Annotated in this window: 17 protein-coding genes and 1 pseudogene; 13 read left to right on the top strand and 5 right to left on the bottom strand. The window is 55.5% G+C overall.

Going from position 1 to position 19,718, the window contains the following annotated elements; genetic code table 11:
* Positions 1-9 precede the first annotated feature (9 nt).
* Positions 10-1,041, top strand: coding sequence for a Gfo/Idh/MocA family protein (locus tag CKF42_RS00200; RefSeq protein ID WP_111207139.1), 1,032 nt, complete (start codon positions 10-12; stop codon positions 1,039-1,041).
* A 74-nt stretch (positions 1,042-1,115) separates the two neighbouring features.
* Here the strand turns inward: CKF42_RS00200 and CKF42_RS00195 are convergent, their stop codons facing one another.
* Positions 1,116-2,126: a Gfo/Idh/MocA family oxidoreductase gene (locus tag CKF42_RS00195; RefSeq protein WP_111207138.1), complete on the bottom strand. Its 1,011-nt coding sequence runs from the start codon at positions 2,124-2,126 to the stop codon at positions 1,116-1,118.
* 113 nt (positions 2,127-2,239) lie between these two features.
* On the opposite strand from CKF42_RS00195, the gene CKF42_RS00190 reads away from it, so the two are divergent.
* The 4 genes from CKF42_RS00190 to CKF42_RS00175 all read left to right on the top strand — a co-directional run bounded on the left by CKF42_RS00190 (position 2,240) and on the right by CKF42_RS00175 (position 5,676).
* On the top strand, positions 2,240-3,259 hold the full coding sequence (locus CKF42_RS00190; protein WP_046102930.1) for a LacI family DNA-binding transcriptional regulator: 1,020 nt from the start codon (positions 2,240-2,242) through the stop codon (positions 3,257-3,259).
* A gap of 221 nt (positions 3,260-3,480) precedes the next feature.
* Positions 3,481-4,287, top strand: a complete 807-nt coding sequence (locus tag CKF42_RS00185; protein WP_046102947.1) for a DcrB-related protein — start codon at positions 3,481-3,483, stop codon at positions 4,285-4,287.
* Positions 4,284-5,447 (top strand): PAAR domain-containing protein, encoded by a 1,164-nt coding sequence (locus CKF42_RS00180; RefSeq protein WP_111207137.1) that lies wholly within the window; start codon positions 4,284-4,286, stop codon positions 5,445-5,447. Before CKF42_RS00185 ends, CKF42_RS00180 begins: the two co-directional genes overlap by 4 nt.
* Before the next feature lies 1 nt (position 5,448).
* Positions 5,449-5,676 (top strand): Imm74 family immunity protein, encoded by a 228-nt coding sequence (locus tag CKF42_RS00175; protein WP_111207136.1) that lies wholly within the window; start codon positions 5,449-5,451, stop codon positions 5,674-5,676.
* 372 nt (positions 5,677-6,048) lie between these two features.
* Here the strand turns inward: CKF42_RS00175 and CKF42_RS00170 are convergent, their stop codons facing one another.
* Positions 6,049-6,723, bottom strand: coding sequence for a GntR family transcriptional regulator (locus CKF42_RS00170; protein ID WP_111207135.1), 675 nt, complete (start codon positions 6,721-6,723; stop codon positions 6,049-6,051).
* Positions 6,724-6,837: 114 nt separating this feature from the next.
* Between CKF42_RS00170 and CKF42_RS00165 the strand changes: the two genes are divergently transcribed.
* Genes CKF42_RS00165 through CKF42_RS00150 form a run of 4 tightly spaced genes read left to right on the top strand, consistent with a single transcriptional unit; the run spans position 6,838 to position 10,799 of the window.
* Positions 6,838-7,518 (top strand): DUF2848 domain-containing protein, encoded by a 681-nt coding sequence (locus tag CKF42_RS00165; protein WP_009093024.1) that lies wholly within the window; start codon positions 6,838-6,840, stop codon positions 7,516-7,518.
* Positions 7,519-7,529: 11 nt separating this feature from the next.
* A complete protein-coding gene (locus CKF42_RS00160; protein WP_111207134.1) occupies positions 7,530-8,861 on the top strand; it encodes an amidase in 1,332 nt (443 codons plus the stop codon).
* Positions 8,861-9,496, top strand: a complete 636-nt coding sequence (locus CKF42_RS00155; protein ID WP_199559845.1) for a DUF4286 family protein — start codon at positions 8,861-8,863, stop codon at positions 9,494-9,496. The genes CKF42_RS00160 and CKF42_RS00155 overlap by 1 nt, the downstream gene beginning before the upstream one ends.
* Positions 9,489-10,799 carry an MFS transporter gene (locus CKF42_RS00150; RefSeq protein ID WP_111207133.1) on the top strand — a complete coding sequence of 437 codons (1,311 nt, stop codon included), beginning with the start codon at positions 9,489-9,491 and terminating at the stop codon, positions 10,797-10,799. Before CKF42_RS00155 ends, CKF42_RS00150 begins: the two co-directional genes overlap by 8 nt.
* Before the next feature lie 175 nt (positions 10,800-10,974).
* On the opposite strand, the pseudogene CKF42_RS00145 reads toward CKF42_RS00150, so the two are convergent.
* Positions 10,975-11,187 (bottom strand): annotated as a pseudogene (locus tag CKF42_RS00145) (VF530 family DNA-binding protein); the annotation flags it as partial.
* A gap of 204 nt (positions 11,188-11,391) precedes the next feature.
* On the opposite strand from CKF42_RS00145, the gene CKF42_RS00140 reads away from it, so the two are divergent.
* On the top strand, positions 11,392-12,696 hold the full coding sequence (locus CKF42_RS00140; protein WP_111207131.1) for an MFS transporter: 1,305 nt from the start codon (positions 11,392-11,394) through the stop codon (positions 12,694-12,696).
* 357 nt (positions 12,697-13,053) lie between these two features.
* On the opposite strand, the gene CKF42_RS00135 is transcribed toward CKF42_RS00140, so the two are convergent.
* Together CKF42_RS00135 and CKF42_RS00130 are read right to left on the bottom strand one after the other, a co-directional pair.
* Positions 13,054-14,520, bottom strand: coding sequence for an aspartate aminotransferase family protein (locus CKF42_RS00135; protein ID WP_111207130.1), 1,467 nt, complete (start codon positions 14,518-14,520; stop codon positions 13,054-13,056).
* Between the two features lie 14 nt (positions 14,521-14,534).
* Complete coding sequence (locus CKF42_RS00130) at positions 14,535-15,920, bottom strand: diaminobutyrate--2-oxoglutarate transaminase (RefSeq protein ID WP_009093017.1); 1,386 nt, start codon at positions 15,918-15,920, stop codon at positions 14,535-14,537.
* Between the two features lie 577 nt (positions 15,921-16,497).
* On the opposite strand from CKF42_RS00130, the gene CKF42_RS00120 reads away from it, so the two are divergent.
* The 3 genes from CKF42_RS00120 (at position 16,498) to cspA (ending at position 19,440) form a co-directional block, all read left to right on the top strand.
* A complete protein-coding gene (locus tag CKF42_RS00120; protein ID WP_233501004.1) occupies positions 16,498-17,520 on the top strand; it encodes an ABC transporter six-transmembrane domain-containing protein in 1,023 nt (340 codons plus the stop codon).
* An 87-nt stretch (positions 17,521-17,607) separates the two neighbouring features.
* Entirely contained in the window at positions 17,608-18,804 is a 1,197-nt protein-coding gene (locus tag CKF42_RS00115; RefSeq protein ID WP_111207129.1) for an MFS transporter, read from the top strand.
* Positions 18,805-19,227: 423 nt separating this feature from the next.
* Complete coding sequence (gene cspA, locus CKF42_RS00110; RefSeq protein WP_003855207.1) at positions 19,228-19,440, top strand: RNA chaperone/antiterminator CspA; 213 nt, start codon at positions 19,228-19,230, stop codon at positions 19,438-19,440.
* Positions 19,441-19,718 lie beyond the last annotated feature (278 nt).

Here is a 19,718-nt window from a genome sequence, read left to right as displayed (position 1 = left end):
GGAATCACTATGTTTCCCTCTTCCCTGCCCGTCCCGCGATTACCATCTGAAAAGTCGATACCCGTACTGCGCTGGGGCATCATTGGCCCTGGCTGGATAGCTGAACACTTTGCCCGTGCGCTGAAAGCGCACACCGGACAGCAGCTGGTTGCAGTATCAGCAAGAAATAAAGTAAAAGCACAGGCATTCGCCGAGCGCTGGGCCATTCCCGTGGCCTTCAGCAGCACAGATGAAATGCTGGCAATGAAGGATCTGGACGCCATCTATATCGCCACACCCCATAACCATCATTTTCCGGATGGCATGAAAGCACTCAGTGCAGGTAAACATGTTCTGATTGAGAAACCTCTGGCGCTGAATGCCGGAGAGGCGAAAACCCTGCAGGCGAAGGCCCGTCAGAAAGGTCTGCTATGTATGGAAGGCATGTGGTGTGATTTCGCGCCAAAATACGATGTGCTGCGTCAGCTTTTAAACGACGGGGTATTGGGTGATCTTCATACCCTGACTGCCGATCACGGCGAGTTTTTTACGCAGGATCACCGCATCTTTAATGCCGATTTGGCCGGAGGTCCGATGCTGGATTTAGGTAGTTATCTGGTTTCACTGAGCGTGATGGTGGCAGGTGCGCCGGTCCGCATCCAGTCCAGCGGACAACCGGCAGAACGGAATGTTAACGGGCAGGCTTCTATGCTGTTCGAACATGCCTGTGGCATGCATTCGGTGCTGAACACGACCCTGTTCAGTAATACGCCCGGCAGTGCGGTGATTGCGGGACGCGATGCCACTCTGGTTCTGGCGGGACAGTTTTATGCACCCGGCGGATTTGTGCTGACCTCAAGCCAGGGTAGCCACACGCTGTGCTGGGAAGAAACCGCCAGCCGTTACGCACAGCTCTGTCATGAAATCCGGCATTTTTCATGGTGCGTGGGGCAGGGGTTAAACGACTCGCCCATTCGCCCGTTGTCCGTTGTACTCAGTACTCTGACAGCGATGGATACGGTGAGGGGACAGCTCGGGATCGTATTCAATGAAGAGCGCTGAAATCTGCAGCAGCCAGGGCTGAGTATCCGTAGCTTCCGGAGCCATATCCTGACAGGAGCGGCCCCGGACCTTTATCACAACATCCTGTTGACCGGGCAGAACATTCCGGTTGTCAGGGATTTAGTCGCGGCTTCTGCGATCGCCTGCGCCTGAATCCCATCCAGCAGTCCGGGTAAATCAGCCACATCCTCCCCGTTCAGAGAGCGGACAAACGCGTCAAGATGCCGATAGTAGGTGCCTTGGACACGGCTGAACCAGTCTGCATAAAGGCCCTGCTTTATAATGGCCTTTCCCTGGTAAAGCGTCATCCCCGGCGGGCTCTGGGAGCCTGACTCTGCCAGTCCTTTTTCGCCCATCACACTGATCCTTTCATCATAGCCATAGCCCGTTCGACGCGTGTTATCGAGCTGCGCAAGCGCGCCCTGCTGCATCTGCATAATCAGCACCGACGTATCCACGTCGCCGAACTCGCTGATGGCAGGCATTGCCAGTGCGGCACCCATAGCGCCCACTGAAATAACGTCATCGCCTGTCAGCCAGCGCAGCAGGTCGAAAAAATGGATCGCCTGGTCACGCATCTGACCGCCGGAAGATTTAAGGTAGCTGAGCGACGGAAGTTCCGACGCACGGCAGACCATATGGATTAACTCAGGACGCCCGACAGTTCCCTGTTCCAGCTGACGCTTTAACTGCTGATGGCTGCTGTCAAAACGGCGATTGAAGCCGACCGTAATTTTTGTCTTCAGTGGCAGAACGTTTTCAGCGACGTGGGCTGCTCTTGCCAGCGACAAATCGATCGGTTTTTCACAATAGACGGCTTTACCTGCCCGCGCTGCGGCTTCAAGCAGTTCAGCATGTGACGGCGTTGCGCTGGCAATCAGCACTGCATCTATATTGTCACTATTGATAGCGGTGCTGACTTCGCCCGCCGCACACTTCATCTGTCCGGCCAGTGCTGTGGCGCGGACCGAATCCAGGTCGGTCAGCATTGCAAGCTCAACATCAGGATGCATCGCGAGATTTGTGGCATGCACCTGTCCGATAAAGCCACAGCCAATCAGGGCAAAACGTTTTTTCTGCGTCATGATAATTTCCTGTCTGAAGGTCAAAGTTCAGCAATAAAGACGTTGCCAAATTAGCCTGCCTGCATACCCTGAGAAATGTATGTTTTGAGGGAATTACCTCAGCAGGAGCCCTGATGAAATCACTGACTCTTGAAATGCTGGCAGAACGGGCGGGCGTCAGTCTGGCTACGGTCGACCGCGTGCTCAATGAGCGGGGCGGCGTCTCGCCCCAAACTGTACAGAAAGTGCTCGAATCCGCGCGTGAGGCCGGCCTGAAGCGCATTCTGCCTGAAGAGCATCGTCATGCCTGGCAGATCGAGGTACTGCTGAGTGGCGATGACGCATTTTTTTTCAGACAGCTTGCCAGCGATTATTCCGCCATCGCCAATGCTCTGGGTTATCGCCGCGTAGTGCTGCACCGCACTTTTGTGCCGGAGTCCTGCCCGGACAGACTGGCTGTGCTCATTGAAGAACGCAGCAAAATACGTGACGCCCTGATTATCTTTGCCCATGAACATCCCGCTGTTTATCAGGCACTGCAGTGCTGCAGACAGCGCGGAGTGCCAGTGGTGACCCTCGTCACAGATCTGCCTGGCGCGCACAGGCTGTGTCATGTTGGCATTGACCAGCTACAGGCAGGCCGCACAGCCGGGCTGATGATGGGCAGCCTGATCAGACCGCAAGGCGATGTTATTGTGGTGAGTGGACGCAGTGAATACCGCGCCCATCAGCAGCGTATTCAGGGCTTCCGCGATGTCCTTGAAAAGCGCTTTCCCAACGTGACATTGCGGGAGGTGCTGGCGGGTCAGGAAAGTCGAATAACCATCAGCAAACTGCTCGAAAAAGAGCTGGTGCAGTCAGATAAGGTGGTGGGGCTTTACAATACCGGCCTGGGGAATACCGAAATCAGCGAGGCTCTGGCGAGACATCGTCTGACGCAGGCCTGCACACTCATAACTCACGAACTGTATTCTACCACTAAAGCACTGTTTGCCAGAAACGCACTGGCCCTTACGCTGGATCAAAACACGGCACGACATGCGCAGCTGTCAGTAGACATCCTGCTGAGTTATCTCGAACACGGTGAAATACCTGAGGAATACAACAGCGGCAAAGTCACCTTTACATTGTACACGCAGGAGAATTTCTATTAGAAATCAGTAACTTTTTTAAAAACTAAAGGTATTGCAGTTTATTGTCCGCTATGAGCGAAAAGCGGACATTGATAACAGCCTTCTGTGTGAATTATCAGGTAGCAGGTCAGAAGGTGTAAAGAACACCTTTGAATTAGATCAAACTTAAATCAGTATTACCTGGGGATCATTTAATAAACGTTGATATTCTGGTCCGGACTCACGGACCGGAGAAGCTTTACATGTCTGAATATACCTTGCAGGACTGCAACATTACGGTGCCTGACGTATTTCGCGATCGCACCATGAACCTCTTTACCCTAAGCCATACGAATGCCAATGAATTCACCTTTGTGATTTCACGTGCAACCGCTGCTGCAGAAGACACGCTTCAGTCAGTATCCCAGAGACTGTCTTCCGAACTGCAGGCGACTTTGCAGGATCTCTCACTCAATCATGCTCGGCTCACTGAACTGAATGGCAGGCAGGCCCTGGAACTGTTTTACAGTTTCAAATCTGGCGAAAGAATCATCTTTCAGAAGCAGAGGGTGGTACTGACATCTGAAAATAATACGGGTAAAAAGCTGCTCTGTTTCATTGGCACCTGCCCGGATGCGTTTGACGATTACCATGGCCGTATCTATGACAACATCACGGACAGCATTACCTTTCCGGACGATGCACCAGATTCTACCGCAAGGGGGAGCCAGATCCCCGCCGACAGCCAGGAACTCTTCTTTAGCTTTGACCGTGATAGCCGCGAACTGAATGTGTTCCCTTCAATTTCTGACCTCTACTCATCGATTGATCTCAGCCGGGCCAGGAACGGCAACTATCTGTTCTTTGACGCTGTCGGTGAACCACTGATGTTGTCTCCGATACCTGATGGCGAGCATGCTGGCCGCTTTGCGCTGTGGGAGATGGCAGGTACCAGGAGACCTGGACTGATATCAAGTTTGCTTCTGGCCAGAACTGTCCGGGGTATTGACGGCCTTGATACCACTGAAGTCGTTGAGGCTTACCTCCGCCAGCGGATAAATGAAAAATGAGTGGTGCCGCTGAAGCTTTTTCCGCTGCACGCGTGGGGGACGGCATAGAACACTCCGCCTCTAAAGGCTGGCTGGTGCTCGGTCTGATAGGCGGGGCCATTGCCGGTGCGGCGTTCACGCTGGCCACGGGGGGCGTCGGAACAGTAGTCCTGGCCGCGACGCTCGCAGGCGCGGCTGGCGGCGGCGGACTGGGAGAAGTTCTCGGCAGTATGTCATGGGCACCCCACCACGAAACCGGCCATCTGGTTACTGGTTCATCAAACGTATTCATCAACGGAAGACCGGCGGTGATGTCGCATATGTCTGTAGGTGACTGTGACGAGCATGGCCCGGCTTTACAGCGGGTGGCAGAAGGATCTTCACGCGTCTGTATCAACGGACTACCCGCTGCCAGGATGGGGGACCGCCTGACTTGCAGTGGGGTCATCAGCGGCGGATCTACTAACGTCATTATTGGTGGCATTAAAGAGCAGACTGACGTAATCAGTCCTGAAATTCCTGACTGGGTGGACAGAGTACTGCTGGGCGTGGGCCTTGCGGCCACGACCGTTCTGGCAGGACCGGCGATAGCCCTGCTGGGTTTTGCGGGAGGTCTTGGTGGAGGTTATGGCGGCGCTTACATAGGCGGGAAATTATGGGGAGAAGGCTCTGACGGTCAGAAGTGGCTTTCATTAGGCGGTGCGTTTGCAGGCGGCCTTGCAGGTGCAAAAGGAGGCGCAGCCTTTAATGCGTGGCGTAACACGCCTAAGAGCCTCATAAACCTTAAAGAAATAGAACCCCAACTGGCCACTGATCCGGACAGTGCCTTTTTCTGGTCAGGACGTACTGAAGGTGTCGGCGGTCCTGACGTCGCAGAAGCCATCGCGAAGTCCCGGGGCGGTGTCACGCTCGAATCCATAATCAAAGATAAAAATATTAAAATGCCTGAATGGGATTTCGATAACCCGCAGAGCATCAAGGCCTGGGAGGATGTCTCCGCGTCTTATGCAAAACAGGTCTCTGGAGAAGTCAGGGCCGTAGTGGGGCAGTCCCTGCGTGAAGGTAATATATGGGAAAACGTTGAGTTACCGCGCCTGATGGGCAATGATAATGTCACGAAAATCAGTACAATCGATCCGATATCACAGACGGAAAAAGTCATTTTTGTAAGGGATAACTGACATGAAAATTACAGGCACAAGTTCATATGTGATGCTTGATATCGAGGGCAAAAAAATCAGGGCAGAAGGTGAAATGGTCGTGGGTGGTTTTGTGGCTGAAAAAAGCACCATGAAACAGTTTGAACCCCCCTATGAAAGTGAACCTGTGACTGATGCTGTTCGCCAGCATTATATTGATGAAGCAGTCAAAAAAACCCAGGGATCTCATATGGTCCTGAAATTTGTTTAAATCTGTACGGTGAAGGTAGCCTGCTAATTACTTTCACATATTACTTCCGCCACAGTATTGAGACAGGTGGTGCGGGAGGATGATCCGTTTTGACCAGCCCTCCGTAAACTAACATACCATGTCGCAAGCATCGTCCGCTTCTGGCACCAAGCGAATATGCCCCCGCTTCAACGCGATTGCCCCAGGCTAAACAGCGAACCGGCAACACTCCCCAACGGACATATCATGTTCGCGAAAGCCGCTGATCCCCTGAAAACGATATCAGCCGCCAGCCATCATTAGCGCGCCGCCCGCAGCAACCGGGTCTTGCATAAACTGAAATCGATCAGGCGCTGTCAGAAAGGGGGCTTGTGACGGCTCGCGGCCTGGTCTTTAAGCGGAAAGTAGGGCGCGCTTAAATGAGAAAATATGCGCACGTGCGGCTTCGGCTGCACGTTGCGTATCGCCTGATTTCAGCGCGGCAATGATTTCATTATGCTCAGCGATCACTTCATCCATATGCGCCACGTTGGAAAGGGTGGTGGCCCAGAAGCGCTGCGCTTGTGCATGAATCACGCTAAGGATATCGGCAAGATGGCGATTACCGGCAATCTCGGCCAGGACCTGATGAAACTCGCGATCCAGCAGCATCATCTGTTCGCGGCTGCGTAACTGGCTCGCCTCATCAATTTGCTGATTAAGATGACGCAGACGTTCAAGCTGCGCCTCCGTCACCTTCTGGCTGCCAAGCTCAACACAGAGCGTTTCATTTACCAGCCGTACTTCAATCAACTCCAGTGCGTCATCAATCGATAATGGCGCCACCATGACACCTTTACGCGGGATAATTTGCAGTAAACCTTCGGTTGCGAGGCGATGAACCGCCTGATTAACCGGTGTACGGCCTATCGCCAGATCATCCATCACCTGAGCGGTATTAAGGTATTCACCAGGTTTGTAGCGCAACGTAATGAGCTTGTGCCTGAAAGCCAGATAGGCTTGTTCATTAAGAGAAAGGCTTTTATCTGCACTGCCTGGGTTCACATTTTCCGCCACTGATTCACTCATCACCACGTTCCTTTTTTTACCTGTAAGACATCTTACACAAAAATCTGGCATGAAAATCGCTAGTTTAAAATTACTGTGAAATTTCACTGTGATTTTTCAATCGGAGGTTTTCTCATGCAGTTGCGATTCTCTACGGGCGACAAAGCCGCGACCACACTGAACGTGGACATTACGCATTTCATTATTGCTGGCTGGGCCGGCCGCGATAAGGAAGCCGTGTTGCACCATATTCGTGAATTAGAAGCCCTCGGCGTGCCCGCACCCGGTGCAGTACCGCTTTTTTACCGGGTTGCGGTTAATCAGCTCAGCCAGCAATCAGAGCTTGAAGTGGTAGGCGAGCAGACCTCCGGCGAAGCCGAACCCTTCGTTTTCTCGCATCGCGGCGAATTATGGGTGTCCCTCACGTCTGATCATACCGACCGCCATCTGGAAACCTTCAGCGTTGCGCTCTCTAAGCAGGCGTGTATCAAGCCGGTTGCCAGCGCCGCATGGCGCATGAGCGACGTTACCGAACACTGGGATGTGCTTGAACTCAGCTCATGGATTAAAGAGCAGGGTAAATGGGTCATCTATCAGCAGGGCACGCTGGCCTCACTGCTGACACCACAGGATTTGCTTGCGCGCTATTTTGCTGGCGGTGTCGTGGAAGAGGGCGTTGCTATGTCCTGCGGCACGCTGGGCGCCATTGGCGGCATCCGGCCATCCAGCCAGTTCCGCATGGCGCTGCACGACCCGGTGCTTAATCGCACGCTGGAACACACTTACACCACCGGCGCGCTGCCGGTGGTGGCATGAGGAGAGCGCCGATGACCACACTCTGGCAAGCCAGTCAGCAGTTGCAGAGCGGCGATGCTCTGCCCGAAGCCTTTACTGAATCCGCGTTGCAGGCCGCGCAGGATCCTGAACAACAGGGTGCTCTGGTGTTCACGCAACGCTACGCCGCGTCTTGTAGCGCGGCAAACGCCCGCTGGCAGGCAAAGCAGGCGCTAAGTCCCATCGATGGACTGCCAGTCAGCATTAAAGATCTGTTCGATGTCGAGGGAGAGGCGACCACGGCCGGGTCACGCTTACTGGCCGATGCGCCCGTGGCGGCTGCCAATGCCAGCGTCGTCGATAAGCTACTGCTGGCGGGCGCCGCCATCGTTGGTAAAACCACGATGACGGAGTTCGCTTTTTCCGGCTTAGGCATCAATCCCCATTACGGCACGCCAGTCAATCCGTGGCAGCGCGAACAGCAGCGTATCCCCGGCGGATCGTCCTCTGGCGCGGCCGTGGCGGTTGCTGAGGGCATGTGTCTGGCTGCTGTTGGCACCGATACCGGCGGTTCGGTGCGGATCCCTGCTGCACTCTGTGGCCTGACCGGCTTCAAACCCACGGCAAAGCGCATCAACCAGCGGGGAACGTTGCCGCTTTCGACCTCACTCGACAGCATCGGGGTGATCGCGGACGACGTACGCAGCTGCTGGCTGCTGGATAGCGTCATTGCCGATCGGCCGCTGGCGTTACAGTCGCTGGATGTGCGAAACGCGCGCTTTGCTGTGCCACAAACGCGCGTACTGGATGGTCTGGATCAGCATGTGGCGCAGGCCTGGCAGCATGCCATCACGCTTCTGAAGCAGGCGGGTGCGATGGTTACCGACATCACGTTGCCTGAGCTGGATGAGCTGAATGCTATGAATGCGCGTGGCGGCATTACGGCTTATGAAGCCTGGCAATGGCATAAAAAAAGCGCGCAGGCACACCCTGAAGCTTACGATCCCCAGGTGCTGGTGCGCATCCAGCGTGGCAGCCATCTCACCGTGCAGGATGCCACCGAGCTTTACCAGCAGCGTGCTGCATGGCAACAGCGCATCAACGCAGCGCTAGGGGATTTTGATGCGTTACTCATGCCAACCGTTCCGCTTGTCGCGCCCACTATCGCGTCACTCAGTGATGCGCAGCGCTATATGGAGATCAACGCGCTGATGCTGCGCAACCCCAGCATTATCAACATGCTGGACGGCTGTGCGCTCTCTTTACCCTGCCATCAACCGGGCTCTGCTCCGGTTGGCCTGAGCCTTGCTTCGACTCATGGTGATGACGCCCGCTTAATCAGCTGGTCGCTTGCCGTGGAAACTGCCCTTAACCGGAGATCCTGATGATGACTCAACCCCACGGCATGCTGTATGTCGCCACCAACATTGGCGCTGAAGATGAGGCTGACTTTAACCAGTGGTATGACCATGAACACGTAGAGGAGCGTGTAGCCATTACGGGATTCCTGAGCGGTACACGCTATCAGGCAGTTAACGCTGAGTATCAATATCTCGGTTTATATGAAACCGACTCGCTGGACGCCTTTACCAGCGCCGATTATCACGCCGCATTCACGCACCAGACGGCATGGTCGGTACAGAATCTGCAAAAAATGGTTAACCCCATGCGCCGGGTGAGCACGGTCGTGCACAAGCATGGCAAAGGCACGGGCAATCAGTTAGCGGTGTTGACGCTGCAGGCGATCGATGGCAGTGCGCTAAGCGCCTGGCAGCAGCAGATAAGCCAGACGCCGGGCTACATCTCCTCCTGCGTGCTGATGCCAGACAGCATCCTGAGTTCGCCGTTACCGAAGGAAAGCCAGGATCAGCGAAAAATGCAGCCGATGCTGCTGATTCATTGCAGCGATGCACGGAGCTGCGATCGCCTCGCTGCGGACGCGGCACAGGTGTTTGCGGGAGAGATACAGCGTTATGCCCTCAACTGGCAGTTAACAAAACAGGAGCTGACCCATGGCTGATACCGATTCTCTGCAACATGCAGCAGGCGCCGTGCGCACCAAATCGAAGACCGGGCGTCTGGCTGCTGCCAGTTCGATTGGCACCGCGCTTGAGTGGTACGACTTTACCGTTTACAACATCATGGCCGCGCTGGTGTTTAACCATATCTTTTTCCCCAGCTTCGATCCGCTGGTCGGCACCATTCTGGCGTTTTCGACCTACGCGGTAGGCTATATTTCACGTCCGCTGGGGGGCTTTGTGTTCGGCCACCTTGGCGATGTCGCGGGGCGCAAAGCGGTGTTGATCATCACGCTGGTGATAATGGGCGTGACCACGGCGCTAATGGGCCTGCTGCCGGGCTATGCGGTCTGGGGCATCTGGAGTCCGGTTCTGTTAGTCGCACTGCGGTTTGTGCAGGGCATCGCGCTGGGCGGCGAATGGGCAGGGGCCGTGTTGTTATCGATGGAGCATGGCGACGCGAATAAACGCGGGCGCAACGCCTCCTTTGCGCAGGTTGGTCCATCCTGCGGCACGCTGATCGGCACGGGCTTTATTACGCTGGTTACGGTGATGATGAGCGCCGATCAGTTTCAGGCGTGGGGCTGGCGCATTCCGTTCCTGCTAAGCCTGGTACTGGTCATATTTGGCCTGTGGCTGCGTCGCGGTGTGGAAGAGACACCCACCTTTGTCGCAATGCAGGAACAGGAGAAAACCACGCACACCCCGTTAAAAGAGGTTTTCGTAAACTATCCGAAACAGCTATTTATTGCCGGAGGATCGCGTATCGGCTCTGATGTCCTTTACGCGCTGGTAGTCGTTTTTACGCTGACCTACGTCACCACCGTGCTGCAATTACCGCGACCGCTGGCGTTGATGGCTACAATGCTGGGCGCAATAGTTAACGCGATTACGGTGCCGATGTTTGGTGCGCTTTCAGACAGGTGGGGACGACGCCCGGTTTACATGACCGGCGCGCTGCTGGCAATTGTATGGTCATTTCTGTTCTTTGTGCTGCTTGATAGCGCGCATCCGGTGTTGATCGTGCTGGCAGTGATTGGCGGTTTGCTGATCCATGCGATGATGTACGGGCCGCAGGCCGCATTTGTCACTGAGCAGTTTCCGGGACATGTGCGTTACGCGGGTTCATCCCTGGCCTATACCCTGGCGGGTATTGTCGGAGGGGGCTTTGCGCCCCTGATCATCACCACGTTATTTAAAGAAATGGGCAGCACGCTGTGGGTCTCTTTGTACGTCAGTTTCGCGCTGGCGATTACGCTATTCGCGTTGTGGAAAGCCAGAGAGACAGCTCATCGTCAGGATTAAGATTGTCAGGGCGAAGGATTGCCCTTGTTCGGGCTATCGCTGAAAGTGATGCTGCGCATAATGCTCACCCGCGGGCTTGTTCATGCCGGGAGGTGCAGCATCAGTAACAACAGAGGATAAGCTCAGACTTACCCCGGCTCTGCTTCAGAGAAACAAGTGTGCCGCGTTACGCTTTTAGCGAGGCGAGATAGAGCGCTTCCACTTCCGCCCGCGCCCAGGGGGTGCGTCGCAGAAACTTCAGGCTCGATTTCACGCTGGGATCGTTTTTAAAGCAGTTGATGTTGACCCGGTTTCCCAGCTCCGCCCAGCCATACTGCGCGACTAAATGGTTGATCTGCCTTTCCAGAGTGACGCCGTGCAGAGGATCTTTTGAGGTGTGCGCGTTCATTATCTTTTCGCCTGATTCAGTCAATGGCGCACATCCTGACAACGGTAAAGCGGATGTGCAAGGGCTGAGGATGAAAAAGGTCTGTCACACCGTGCTATCACCCTTTTTTCGTGTCCGCGCTAACGTGACGGGCAGAAGCGTGCGCAGCCGGGCAGCGATTGTGCTAATCATAAGCGACCCATGATTGACTGAGGATCGCCTGCCATGTCCGCTTCCGATACTGATCTGCTCAGCTCCCCCCGCCGTAAACGTGCCCTGATTGCCGGTTCGGTCGGAAATTTCATTGAATGGTATGAGTTTGCCGTTTATGGCTTCCTGGCTACCCTGATTGCGGAGAACTTCTTCCGGCTTCAGGGCGAATCCGCGCTGACCGGTATCCTGCTGACCTACGCCTCTTTTGCCATCGCCTTTTTCTTCCGTCCGCTTGGCGCCGTGCTGTTTGGCCGGATGGGCGACAGGATTGGGCGCAAGCCCACCCTGATTTTTGTGCTAATCATGATGACGCTGGCCACTGCGGCTATCGGCCTGGTGCCGACCTATGCCCAGCTGGGCGTGCTCGCTCCCCTGATCATTACCGGGCTGCGTATTCTGCAGGGGCTGTTTGCCGGAGGCGAGTATGGCGGGGCGGTGTCGCTGATGACCGAATTTGCTCCGCCCGGCAGGCGTGGCCTGTATGGTGCCTGGCAATCCTTTACCGTTGCGCTGGGATTGCTGGCGGGTGCAGCGATTGTTGCGCTGCTTTCGCGGCTGCTGACGCCGGAAGAGATGCAGAGCTGGGGCTGGCGCATCCCGTTCTTTGTTGCTCTGCCGCTGGGGGGTATCGCGCTCTGGCTGCGGGCTGGCATGGAGGAGACTCCGGCGTTTATCCGGCAGCAGGCGCAGCCCCGCGAAAAAGTGACCGCCAGCCTGAGTGACACCCTGAAAACGATTCTGCTCGGCATCTGCCGGCTGATGGTGTGGTCGGCGGCCGGGTACACCTGGCTGGTGATCATGCCGACCTACCTGCAGGCCTCACTGCACACCGGCTTTAATGAGGCGCTGCTGATTGCGGTGATTTCGAACCTCGGTTTTGCCGTCACGATTATTCCGGCGGGAATGCTGAGCGACAGGATAGGCCGCCGGACGGTGATGGTCTCGGCGGCGATCCTGCTGCTGGTGCTCTCTCTGCCGTTGCTCAACCTGTTGCAGGCTGAGAACACCGCAACCGGGCTGAAAGGGCTGGTGGTCTTTATCGCAGGGGGTGTGGTGGGCCTGCTGGCCGGGCCGGGACCGGCGATGCTGTCAGAGATGTTTCCGACGCGGGTGCGCTACACCGGTCTGGGCCTGGCCTATTCACTCTCTAACGCGCTCTTCTCCGGCTGTGCCGGTCTGATCATCACCGGGCTGATTAAAGAGACGGGCAATCCCGATATTCCCGCCTGGTATGTCATGGCGACCGCACTGGTCAGTATTGTGGCGCTGATGACGCTGAACAAAGACGATCATAAGCGAGCGCTGGATGAGGGGTGACCGCAGGCTCAGCGCCCGGAGGGGGCATTCAGGCTGAAAATCTGATCGCGGTTGTGAACCTTAGTCCCGTGACTATCGGCGATCAGGATGATGGCGGCCATCGCTAACGCCAGAAGGAGGATGAAAATTTTACGCATGATAGTAAATGTGTATTCCTGACAGTTCAGTGAGGTCTGATACCGGGGCCGTAACGGCTGGCCAGCTCGGCTTTAATTACAACACCCATAGAGAGTGCCTGATGGCGGGATCGCATTCTTTGATCCTGATACTGAATTGACCGGAAAGCGGGAAAAGAGGGGAAACAGCGGCATAAAAAAAGGGCGCCTTCAGGCGCCCTTCAGAGTTTTAGCAGAACCGTTAAACCAGCTGCTGAGCCGTGGTTTCTACCAGCGTCAGCAGGATTTTAATGTCTTCCAGCGTCACGGTCGGGTTGAGCAGCGTCATCTTCAGACAGGTCACGCCATCGTGCTCGGTCACGCCGACGTTAGCGCGGCCCGACTCCAGCAGGGCATCCCCGATACGCTGGTTCAGCAGCGCGATATCCGCGTCGCTGAGGTGCGCCAGATGCGCCGGACGGTAGCGGAACAGCACGCTCGCCAGCTGCGGCTTCATTACCAGCTCCAGCGCCGGCTGCGCATCCACATACGCTGCAACGTCCTGTGCCAGCGTCACACCGTGGTCGATGATGGCGGCATACTGTTTCTGACCCAGGGCTTCCAGACCCATCCACAGTTTCAGTGCATCAAAACGGCGGGTGGTCTGCAGGGATTTCGACACCAGATTCGGTACGCCCTGCGCTTCGTCAAACTCAGAGTTCAGATACGCAGCCTGGTAACGCATCAGCTCGTAGTGACGTGCTTCCTTCAGCAGGAAAGCGCCACAGCTGATGGTCTGGAAGAACTGCTTGTGGAAGTCCAGCGTAATGGAGTCCACCAGCTCAATGCCGTCCAGATAGTCGCGATACAGCTCGGAGAGCAGCAGTGCACCGCCCCACGCAGCATCCACGTGAACCCAGATGTTCTCTTCAGCCGCCAGCGTGGCAATTTCACGCAGCGGATCGATCGCACCGGCATCGGTGGTGCCTGCGGTGGCAACAATCGCCAGAATATGCTCGCCGTTGGCTTTAGCTGCGGCCAGCTTGTGACGCAGGTCATCCATATCCATGCGGGCAAAGCTATCGGTTTTCACCTGCGTGACGGACTGATAACCCAGACCCAGCAGCGCCATGTTCTTCTGAACGGAGAAGTGCGCATTTTCTGAACAGAAGACTTTCATCTTCTTCAGGTCACCGGTTAAGCCATCCTGCTGAACAGAATGACCCTGACGGGCATACCACGCGTCACGCGCCAGCATCAGGCCCATCAGGTTGCTCTGAGTGCCGCCACTGGTGAAGACACCGGCATCGCCCGGCTGATAACCCACCTGGGTACGCAGCCATTCGATCAGCTTCATCTCAATCAGGGTTGCAGAGGGAGCCTGATCCCAGGAGTCCATACTCTGGTTGGTGGCGTTGATCAGTACTTCCGCCGCCTGGCTGATCACCAGGCTAGGGCAGTGCAGGTGCGCCACGCACTGTGGGTGATGCACCGACAGGCTGTCTTTCAGGAAGTACTCAATGGCACGTTCAATCGCAGCCTGGTTGCCCAGGCCGTCAGGATTGAAGTCCAGCGTAATACGCTCGCGCAGCTCTGCGACGGTTTTTCCCTGATACATCTCAGGTTGTTCCAGCCACTTAACGACCGCCGCGCTACTCTGGGCGATCGCCTGCTGGTAGGCCTCGGTACTCTGAGATGAGGCCGCCAGGATTGGGTTTAACCGGGACATTGCATTCACTCCACTTATACTGGTTTTACGCCAGCTGACAGCAGGGCGTTTTCAAATTTATCCATAAACACGTCAAGTTCAGCATCGGTGATCAGCAGGGAAGGCAGCAGGCGCAATACGCTACCGTGACGTCCGCCGCGCTCCAGGATCAGGCCGTTCTCGAAACATTTCTTCTGTACCAGCGCAGAGAGCTCGCCGTCAGCCGGGAAGCTGCCCATGTGATCAGCGGCTTCGTCAGGTTTCACCAGCTCGATACCGATCATCAGACCCAGGCCACGGACGTTGCCAATTACCGGGTAGCGCTGCTGCAGTTCGTTCAGTTTGCCTTTCAGCAGTTCGCCCTGTGCCGCGACTTTATCTGCGATGTTGTTCTCTTTCAGCAGTTTCAGCGTGGTCAGGCCGGTTGCCATCGCCAGCTGGTTTCCGCGGAAGGTGCCGGTGTGATGACCCGGTGACCAGGCATCGAACTCTTTCTTAATGCCCAGCACGGCCAGTGGCAGACCACCACCCACAGCTTTGGACATCACGATGATGTCTGGCTCAATACCCGCGTGCTCGAAGGCGAAGAATTTACCGGTACGGGCAAAGCCTGCCTGAACTTCGTCGAGGATCAGCAGGATGCCGTGCTCCTGGGTGACTTTACGGATGCGCTGCAGCCATTCCGCCGGAGCCGGGTTCACGCCGCCTTCACCCTGAACGGCTTCCAGAATGACCGCCGCAGGTTTACGCACACCGCTCTCAACGTCGTTGATCAGGTTTTCGAAATAGTAGGTCAGCGCTTTCACGCCCGCTTCGCCGCCAATGCCCAGCGGGCAGCGGTAGAGGTGCGGATAAGGCATGAACTGCACTTCCGGCATCATGCCGTCAACGGCTTCTTTCGGTGACAGGTTGCCGGTCACTGACAGCGCGCCATGGGTCATACCGTGGTAGGCACCGGAGAAGCTGATAACACCGGAACGGCCGGTGTGCTTTTTCGCCAGCTTCAGCGCTGCTTCCACGGCGTCGGCGCCGGACGGGCCGGTAAACTGCAGGCAGTAATCCTTGCCCTGGCCTGGTAACAGGGAGAGCAGGTACTCAGAAAACGCGTCTTTTAACGGCGTGGTTAAATCCAGAGTATGTAACGGCAAGCCGCTGGTAATGACATTTTGAATGCTCTGCAGAACGTCTGGGTGGTTATGGCCCAATGCCAGCGTTCCGGCACCCGCAAGACAATCAAGATACTGATTGTTCTCGACGTCGGTGATCCAGACACCCTGTGCTTTCGCAATCGCGAACGGCAATTTGCGCGGATAACTTCGAACGTTAGATTCAAATTCGGCCTGACGGGCTAAATAGGTCTCATTGGTTGCGTTTAATGTCTGTGCATTCGAACTGTCAATACGGACTTTATCCGTCATCATATCTCTCCTACAACCGCGACGGGAGTAACGTCTCAGTTGAATAAATGAATTAAAAAAGTCATGGGTATGTTTAAAGCGCGGCCAATATAGGGGTTTTTAAGGTCCGACTCAATGATTAATTTGATCAGAAAAAAAGTACTTCTTTGCTATAGTTATCAACCAGTTGTTGAGTTTGTGACCGCATGCTTTACTGCCGCTTCGCTAATGGTTAAATAATAAATGGCGAAAAAACACCGGCTTACAGCTCACAGCCTGTGCTAAGTCAATGATAATAATCTGTGTAAACAGCTGTTTCGGAGCCGAAACGCTATCAAAAAGGGCACTTTTCAGACAGAAAAAGCATAAGACAGTTTAATTAGCGAAGCTGCATATATCCCGCTATAGATGTAATGACCAATTAAAATAATAAACCTTTTTTTAACATTTAATTAAAAACGTCCCGTTGCAGTTGGGTCAGTGCGCGTTTAAATCCCTTTATCCCAGCACACAATCTATAAACTGGTTTAAATCCGCCAGCGCTTCACGCGCCTTCGCTTCTGAGGGATTAACCGTCAGTAAGTCGGCATATCCGTTGAGCATGGCGCTGATCTGCCTGGCGGTGCGGGCAACATCGGCGCAGCGCAGAGTCCCGTCAGTGACGCCGTCACGGATACCTGTCCTTCCCGTTGCGGCTCCCCGCAGCGCTATTCTGACACTGAAAGCGCCTGGCCGTAGCCATCGCCGCAAGCTCTTCTTCACGCTGCTGCTGGTGGTCGCGGAAAATGTCATGTATCTGCTTTATCCGCTGCTGGCGGGCTTTGCTATCAATGCCATCCTCTCCGGCAGAACCTGGCAGGCGATACTCTATGCGGCGATGGTGTTTACCATGTGGGCGATTGGCGCAGCCCGGCGCAGCGTCGACACCCACACCTTTGCCCGCATCTATGCGGAGCTGGCGGTGCCAGTGATTGTGGCGCAGCGCAGCGAAAATCAGAGCGCGTCGACGATTGCGGCAAGGGTGGCGTTATCACGCGAGTTTGTCGATTTCTTTGAGAAGCATCTGCCGGTGCTGATTACCTCGCTGGCGTCGATGACCGGGGCGGCGGTGATGCTGCTGGCCATTGAGTTCTGGACTGGCGCAGGGTGTCTGGCGATCCTGCTGTTTTTCGCCTGTTTTCTGCCAGGCTTTACCCGCAAAAATGATGCGTTGTTTAATCGACTTAACAACCGGCTGGAGAAAGAGGTGAATTTCGTTACCCATGCGAACGCCGCTTCACTCGGCCGTCACTATGGGGTTTTAGCCAGCCTGCGTATCCGTCTCTCTAATCGGGAAGCCTGCGGTTATCTGGCCATCGGCAGCATGGCCGCGCTGCTGTTTGCTGGCACCATCGCGTTAATGGCGGGCCGGGGTGGCACCAGCGCGGGTCACATCTATTCGGTGATGACCTATATGTGGATGTTTGCCATGAGCCTCGATGATGGCCCTCAGCTGCTGGAGAAGTATTCCCAGCTGAAAGACATCGGCCGTCGGGTGAATACCGGCATGCCGAAGTCGCCTGTGCGGATTGAACGTGCGCCAGATCACAAAATGGGTTGCCATGCGCGGCCTGACTTTTTATAGTCTGGCCGCTTCATCCGGACGGAACACGCTCTGCTTCCTTCCTCCGGCTCACTTCAGTTTTTCAGCTCAGGCCATTGGGAATCCATTTTGTTAAGAAAAGATCATAAAACCGACGATGCCGGTTTTGTCCGCTGGGCATTGCTGGCCCTTGCACTGGGCGGCTTCGGCATCGGAACCGGCGAATTCATCATGATGGGTCTGCTGCCGGACGTGTCGCGCTCGCTCGCCATCACCGAACCGCAGGCGGGCAACGCCATCGCCAGTTATGCGCTGGGGGTGGTGGTTGGCGCGCCATTTATTGCGGTGCTGGCGGCGCGGATGGCGCGTAAATCGCTGCTGCTCATCCTGATGGCACTGTTCAGCATCGGCAACGTCGCCAGCGCGATGGCCGACAGTTACCACGGCCTGATCGTGGCGCGTTTTCTGACCGGCCTGCCGCACGGCGCTTACTTTGGCGTGGCCTCACTGGTCGCGGCGTCACTGGTGTCGCCGGCGCGGCGGGGGCGTGCGCTGGCCTCGCTGATGCTGGGACTGACGGTGGCCACCCTGATTGGCGTGCCGCTCGGCTCCTGGATAGGTCAGCTGTTCAGCTGGCACGTGGTCTTCACCTTTGTCGGCGCGATTGGTCTGCTGACCTGTCTGCTGATTGGTCGCTATGTGCCTTATACACCCGGCGATACAGAGGCTCATCCGCTGCGTGAACTGGGTGCGCTGAAAAACGCACAGGTGCTGCTGACTCTGCTGGTAGGCGCCGTCGGTTTTGGCGGCATGTTTGCGATCTTCAGCTATATCGCCCCGACGCTGATCAATATTGCGGGTATCTCTCCCTCACTGATCCCATGGGCGATGGTGGCGTTCGGGCTGGGGATGATCATCGGTAATCTGGTCGGTGGCCGTCTGGCGGATGGGCCGGTGCTGAACATTATCGGCTGGACACTGCTCTGGAACGTGCTGGTGATGCTGGCCTTCCCGGTGCTGGTCCAGCATGTGGCAACCGGCCTGCTGGCGACCTTCCTGATCGGCACCTGTTCAGTGCTGCTGCCATCACTGCAGATCCGCCTGATGGATGTTGCCAATGAGTCACAGACCCTGGCAGCCGCGATGAACCATTCGGCGCTGAATATCGCCAATGCGATGGGCGCCTATCTCGGTGGCCTGACGGTGTCGCTGGGTTATGGCTGGCTGTCAACGGCGTGGGTTGGCGTGGCGCTGGGGGTCGGCGGCCTGATAGTCTTTGTGATGACGGCGCGGCATGCCGCCCGTCAGCAGGCTGAACTGGCCTGACAGCCGCCGGGCAGGGCGCAGCGGCAGCCGGGGTTGTCGCTGCGCGGGGCTGACTGAGACCTGTGGGAAACGGGGTGCAGCCAGCCTCAGAACCGGGTTGCGGCTTTAAAAATGCAGCGTTCGTTATCTTTTCCGCCATCCGGGAAATAAAAAAGGACAGACAAATCAGTAAAGATGCCTGGCCGTCTGGATGTTAAAATTAAATTAAAATAATGTTTGCTAATGTCGGGCAGGCATGACTTAATAGCGTCATCGGTTTGGAACACAGACCTTATCAAAGCAGTTTTAGTCAAGCAGTCCTCAGTGCAAGCGATATCTCAAGATACCCCTTCTTCGTGAGTCTCCTCCTAAAATCCTGGTAAGTTTATTTCTGGAAGACAGTCCATCTCTGCCACTTCGTGGCTCATTATTAAGGAAGTATCGATGTCGAATAAAATGACTGGTTTAGTAAAATGGTTTGATGCGGGCAAAGGTTTTGGTTTTATCTCCCCGCAGGATGGCAGCAAAGATGTATTCGTTCATTTCTCTGCCATTCAGAGCAACGATTATAAAACCCTCGATGAAGGTCAGCAGGTCGAATTCACCATTGAAAACGGCGCTAAAGGCCCATCAGCGGCAAACGTTGTCCCGATGTAACATCTGATGATCAATGCGGCTTACGATAGCGATGACGGCAACAGCCTGAGCAGTTAAGCGAGCATTGATGATTGAAAAAACCCGCCCTGTGCGGGTTTTTTGCGTTCTGAAGCCGGTCATTAAGCCATTCCCTCCTGACAGCGGATGAGCCGCTGACCTCTTCATGCCGTAAAACGGTGAGAAAAAAAGATAAAATGCCGTCAGCAGGCTTATCGCGGCAGATAGCCGTTTATGGCTGTGCGACTATAGAGGCAAAGAACTTCTCCTGCTGACGTTTA

Source organism: Pantoea sp. ARC270 (assembly GCF_003236725.1).
In the GTDB taxonomy this organism is placed as follows: domain Bacteria; phylum Pseudomonadota; class Gammaproteobacteria; order Enterobacterales; family Enterobacteriaceae; genus Pantoea; species Pantoea anthophila.
This window is presented reverse-complemented; position numbering and strand designations above follow the sequence as displayed.

What these genes read in the sequence shown, in the direction of transcription:
- CKF42_RS00180 (WP_111207137.1), top strand. Translation starts at nt 4,284, where the DNA reads ATGAGTGGTGCCGCTGAAGCTTTTTCCGCTGCACGCGTGGGGGACGGC.
- CKF42_RS00185 (WP_046102947.1), top strand. Translation starts at nt 3,481, where the DNA reads ATGTCTGAATATACCTTGCAGGACTGCAACATTACGGTGCCTGACGTA.
- CKF42_RS00155 (WP_199559845.1), top strand. Translation starts at nt 8,861, where the DNA reads ATGATGACTCAACCCCACGGCATGCTGTATGTCGCCACCAACATTGGC.
- CKF42_RS00160 (WP_111207134.1), top strand. Translation starts at nt 7,530, where the DNA reads ATGACCACACTCTGGCAAGCCAGTCAGCAGTTGCAGAGCGGCGATGCT.
- CKF42_RS00150 (WP_111207133.1), top strand. Translation starts at nt 9,489, where the DNA reads ATGGCTGATACCGATTCTCTGCAACATGCAGCAGGCGCCGTGCGCACC.
- CKF42_RS00130 (WP_009093017.1), bottom strand. Translation starts at nt 15,920, where the DNA reads ATGATGACGGATAAAGTCCGTATTGACAGTTCGAATGCACAGACATTA.
- CKF42_RS00170 (WP_111207135.1), bottom strand. Translation starts at nt 6,723, where the DNA reads ATGAGTGAATCAGTGGCGGAAAATGTGAACCCAGGCAGTGCAGATAAA.
- cspA (WP_003855207.1), top strand. Translation starts at nt 19,228, where the DNA reads ATGTCGAATAAAATGACTGGTTTAGTAAAATGGTTTGATGCGGGCAAA.
- CKF42_RS00195 (WP_111207138.1), bottom strand. Translation starts at nt 2,126, where the DNA reads ATGACGCAGAAAAAACGTTTTGCCCTGATTGGCTGTGGCTTTATCGGA.
- CKF42_RS00120 (WP_233501004.1), top strand. Translation starts at nt 16,498, where the DNA reads ATGGCGCTGATCTGCCTGGCGGTGCGGGCAACATCGGCGCAGCGCAGA.
- CKF42_RS00165 (WP_009093024.1), top strand. Translation starts at nt 6,838, where the DNA reads ATGCAGTTGCGATTCTCTACGGGCGACAAAGCCGCGACCACACTGAAC.
- CKF42_RS00175 (WP_111207136.1), top strand. Translation starts at nt 5,449, where the DNA reads ATGAAAATTACAGGCACAAGTTCATATGTGATGCTTGATATCGAGGGC.
- CKF42_RS00135 (WP_111207130.1), bottom strand. Translation starts at nt 14,520, where the DNA reads ATGTCCCGGTTAAACCCAATCCTGGCGGCCTCATCTCAGAGTACCGAG.
- CKF42_RS00140 (WP_111207131.1), top strand. Translation starts at nt 11,392, where the DNA reads ATGTCCGCTTCCGATACTGATCTGCTCAGCTCCCCCCGCCGTAAACGT.
- CKF42_RS00190 (WP_046102930.1), top strand. Translation starts at nt 2,240, where the DNA reads ATGAAATCACTGACTCTTGAAATGCTGGCAGAACGGGCGGGCGTCAGT.
- CKF42_RS00200 (WP_111207139.1), top strand. Translation starts at nt 10, where the DNA reads ATGTTTCCCTCTTCCCTGCCCGTCCCGCGATTACCATCTGAAAAGTCG.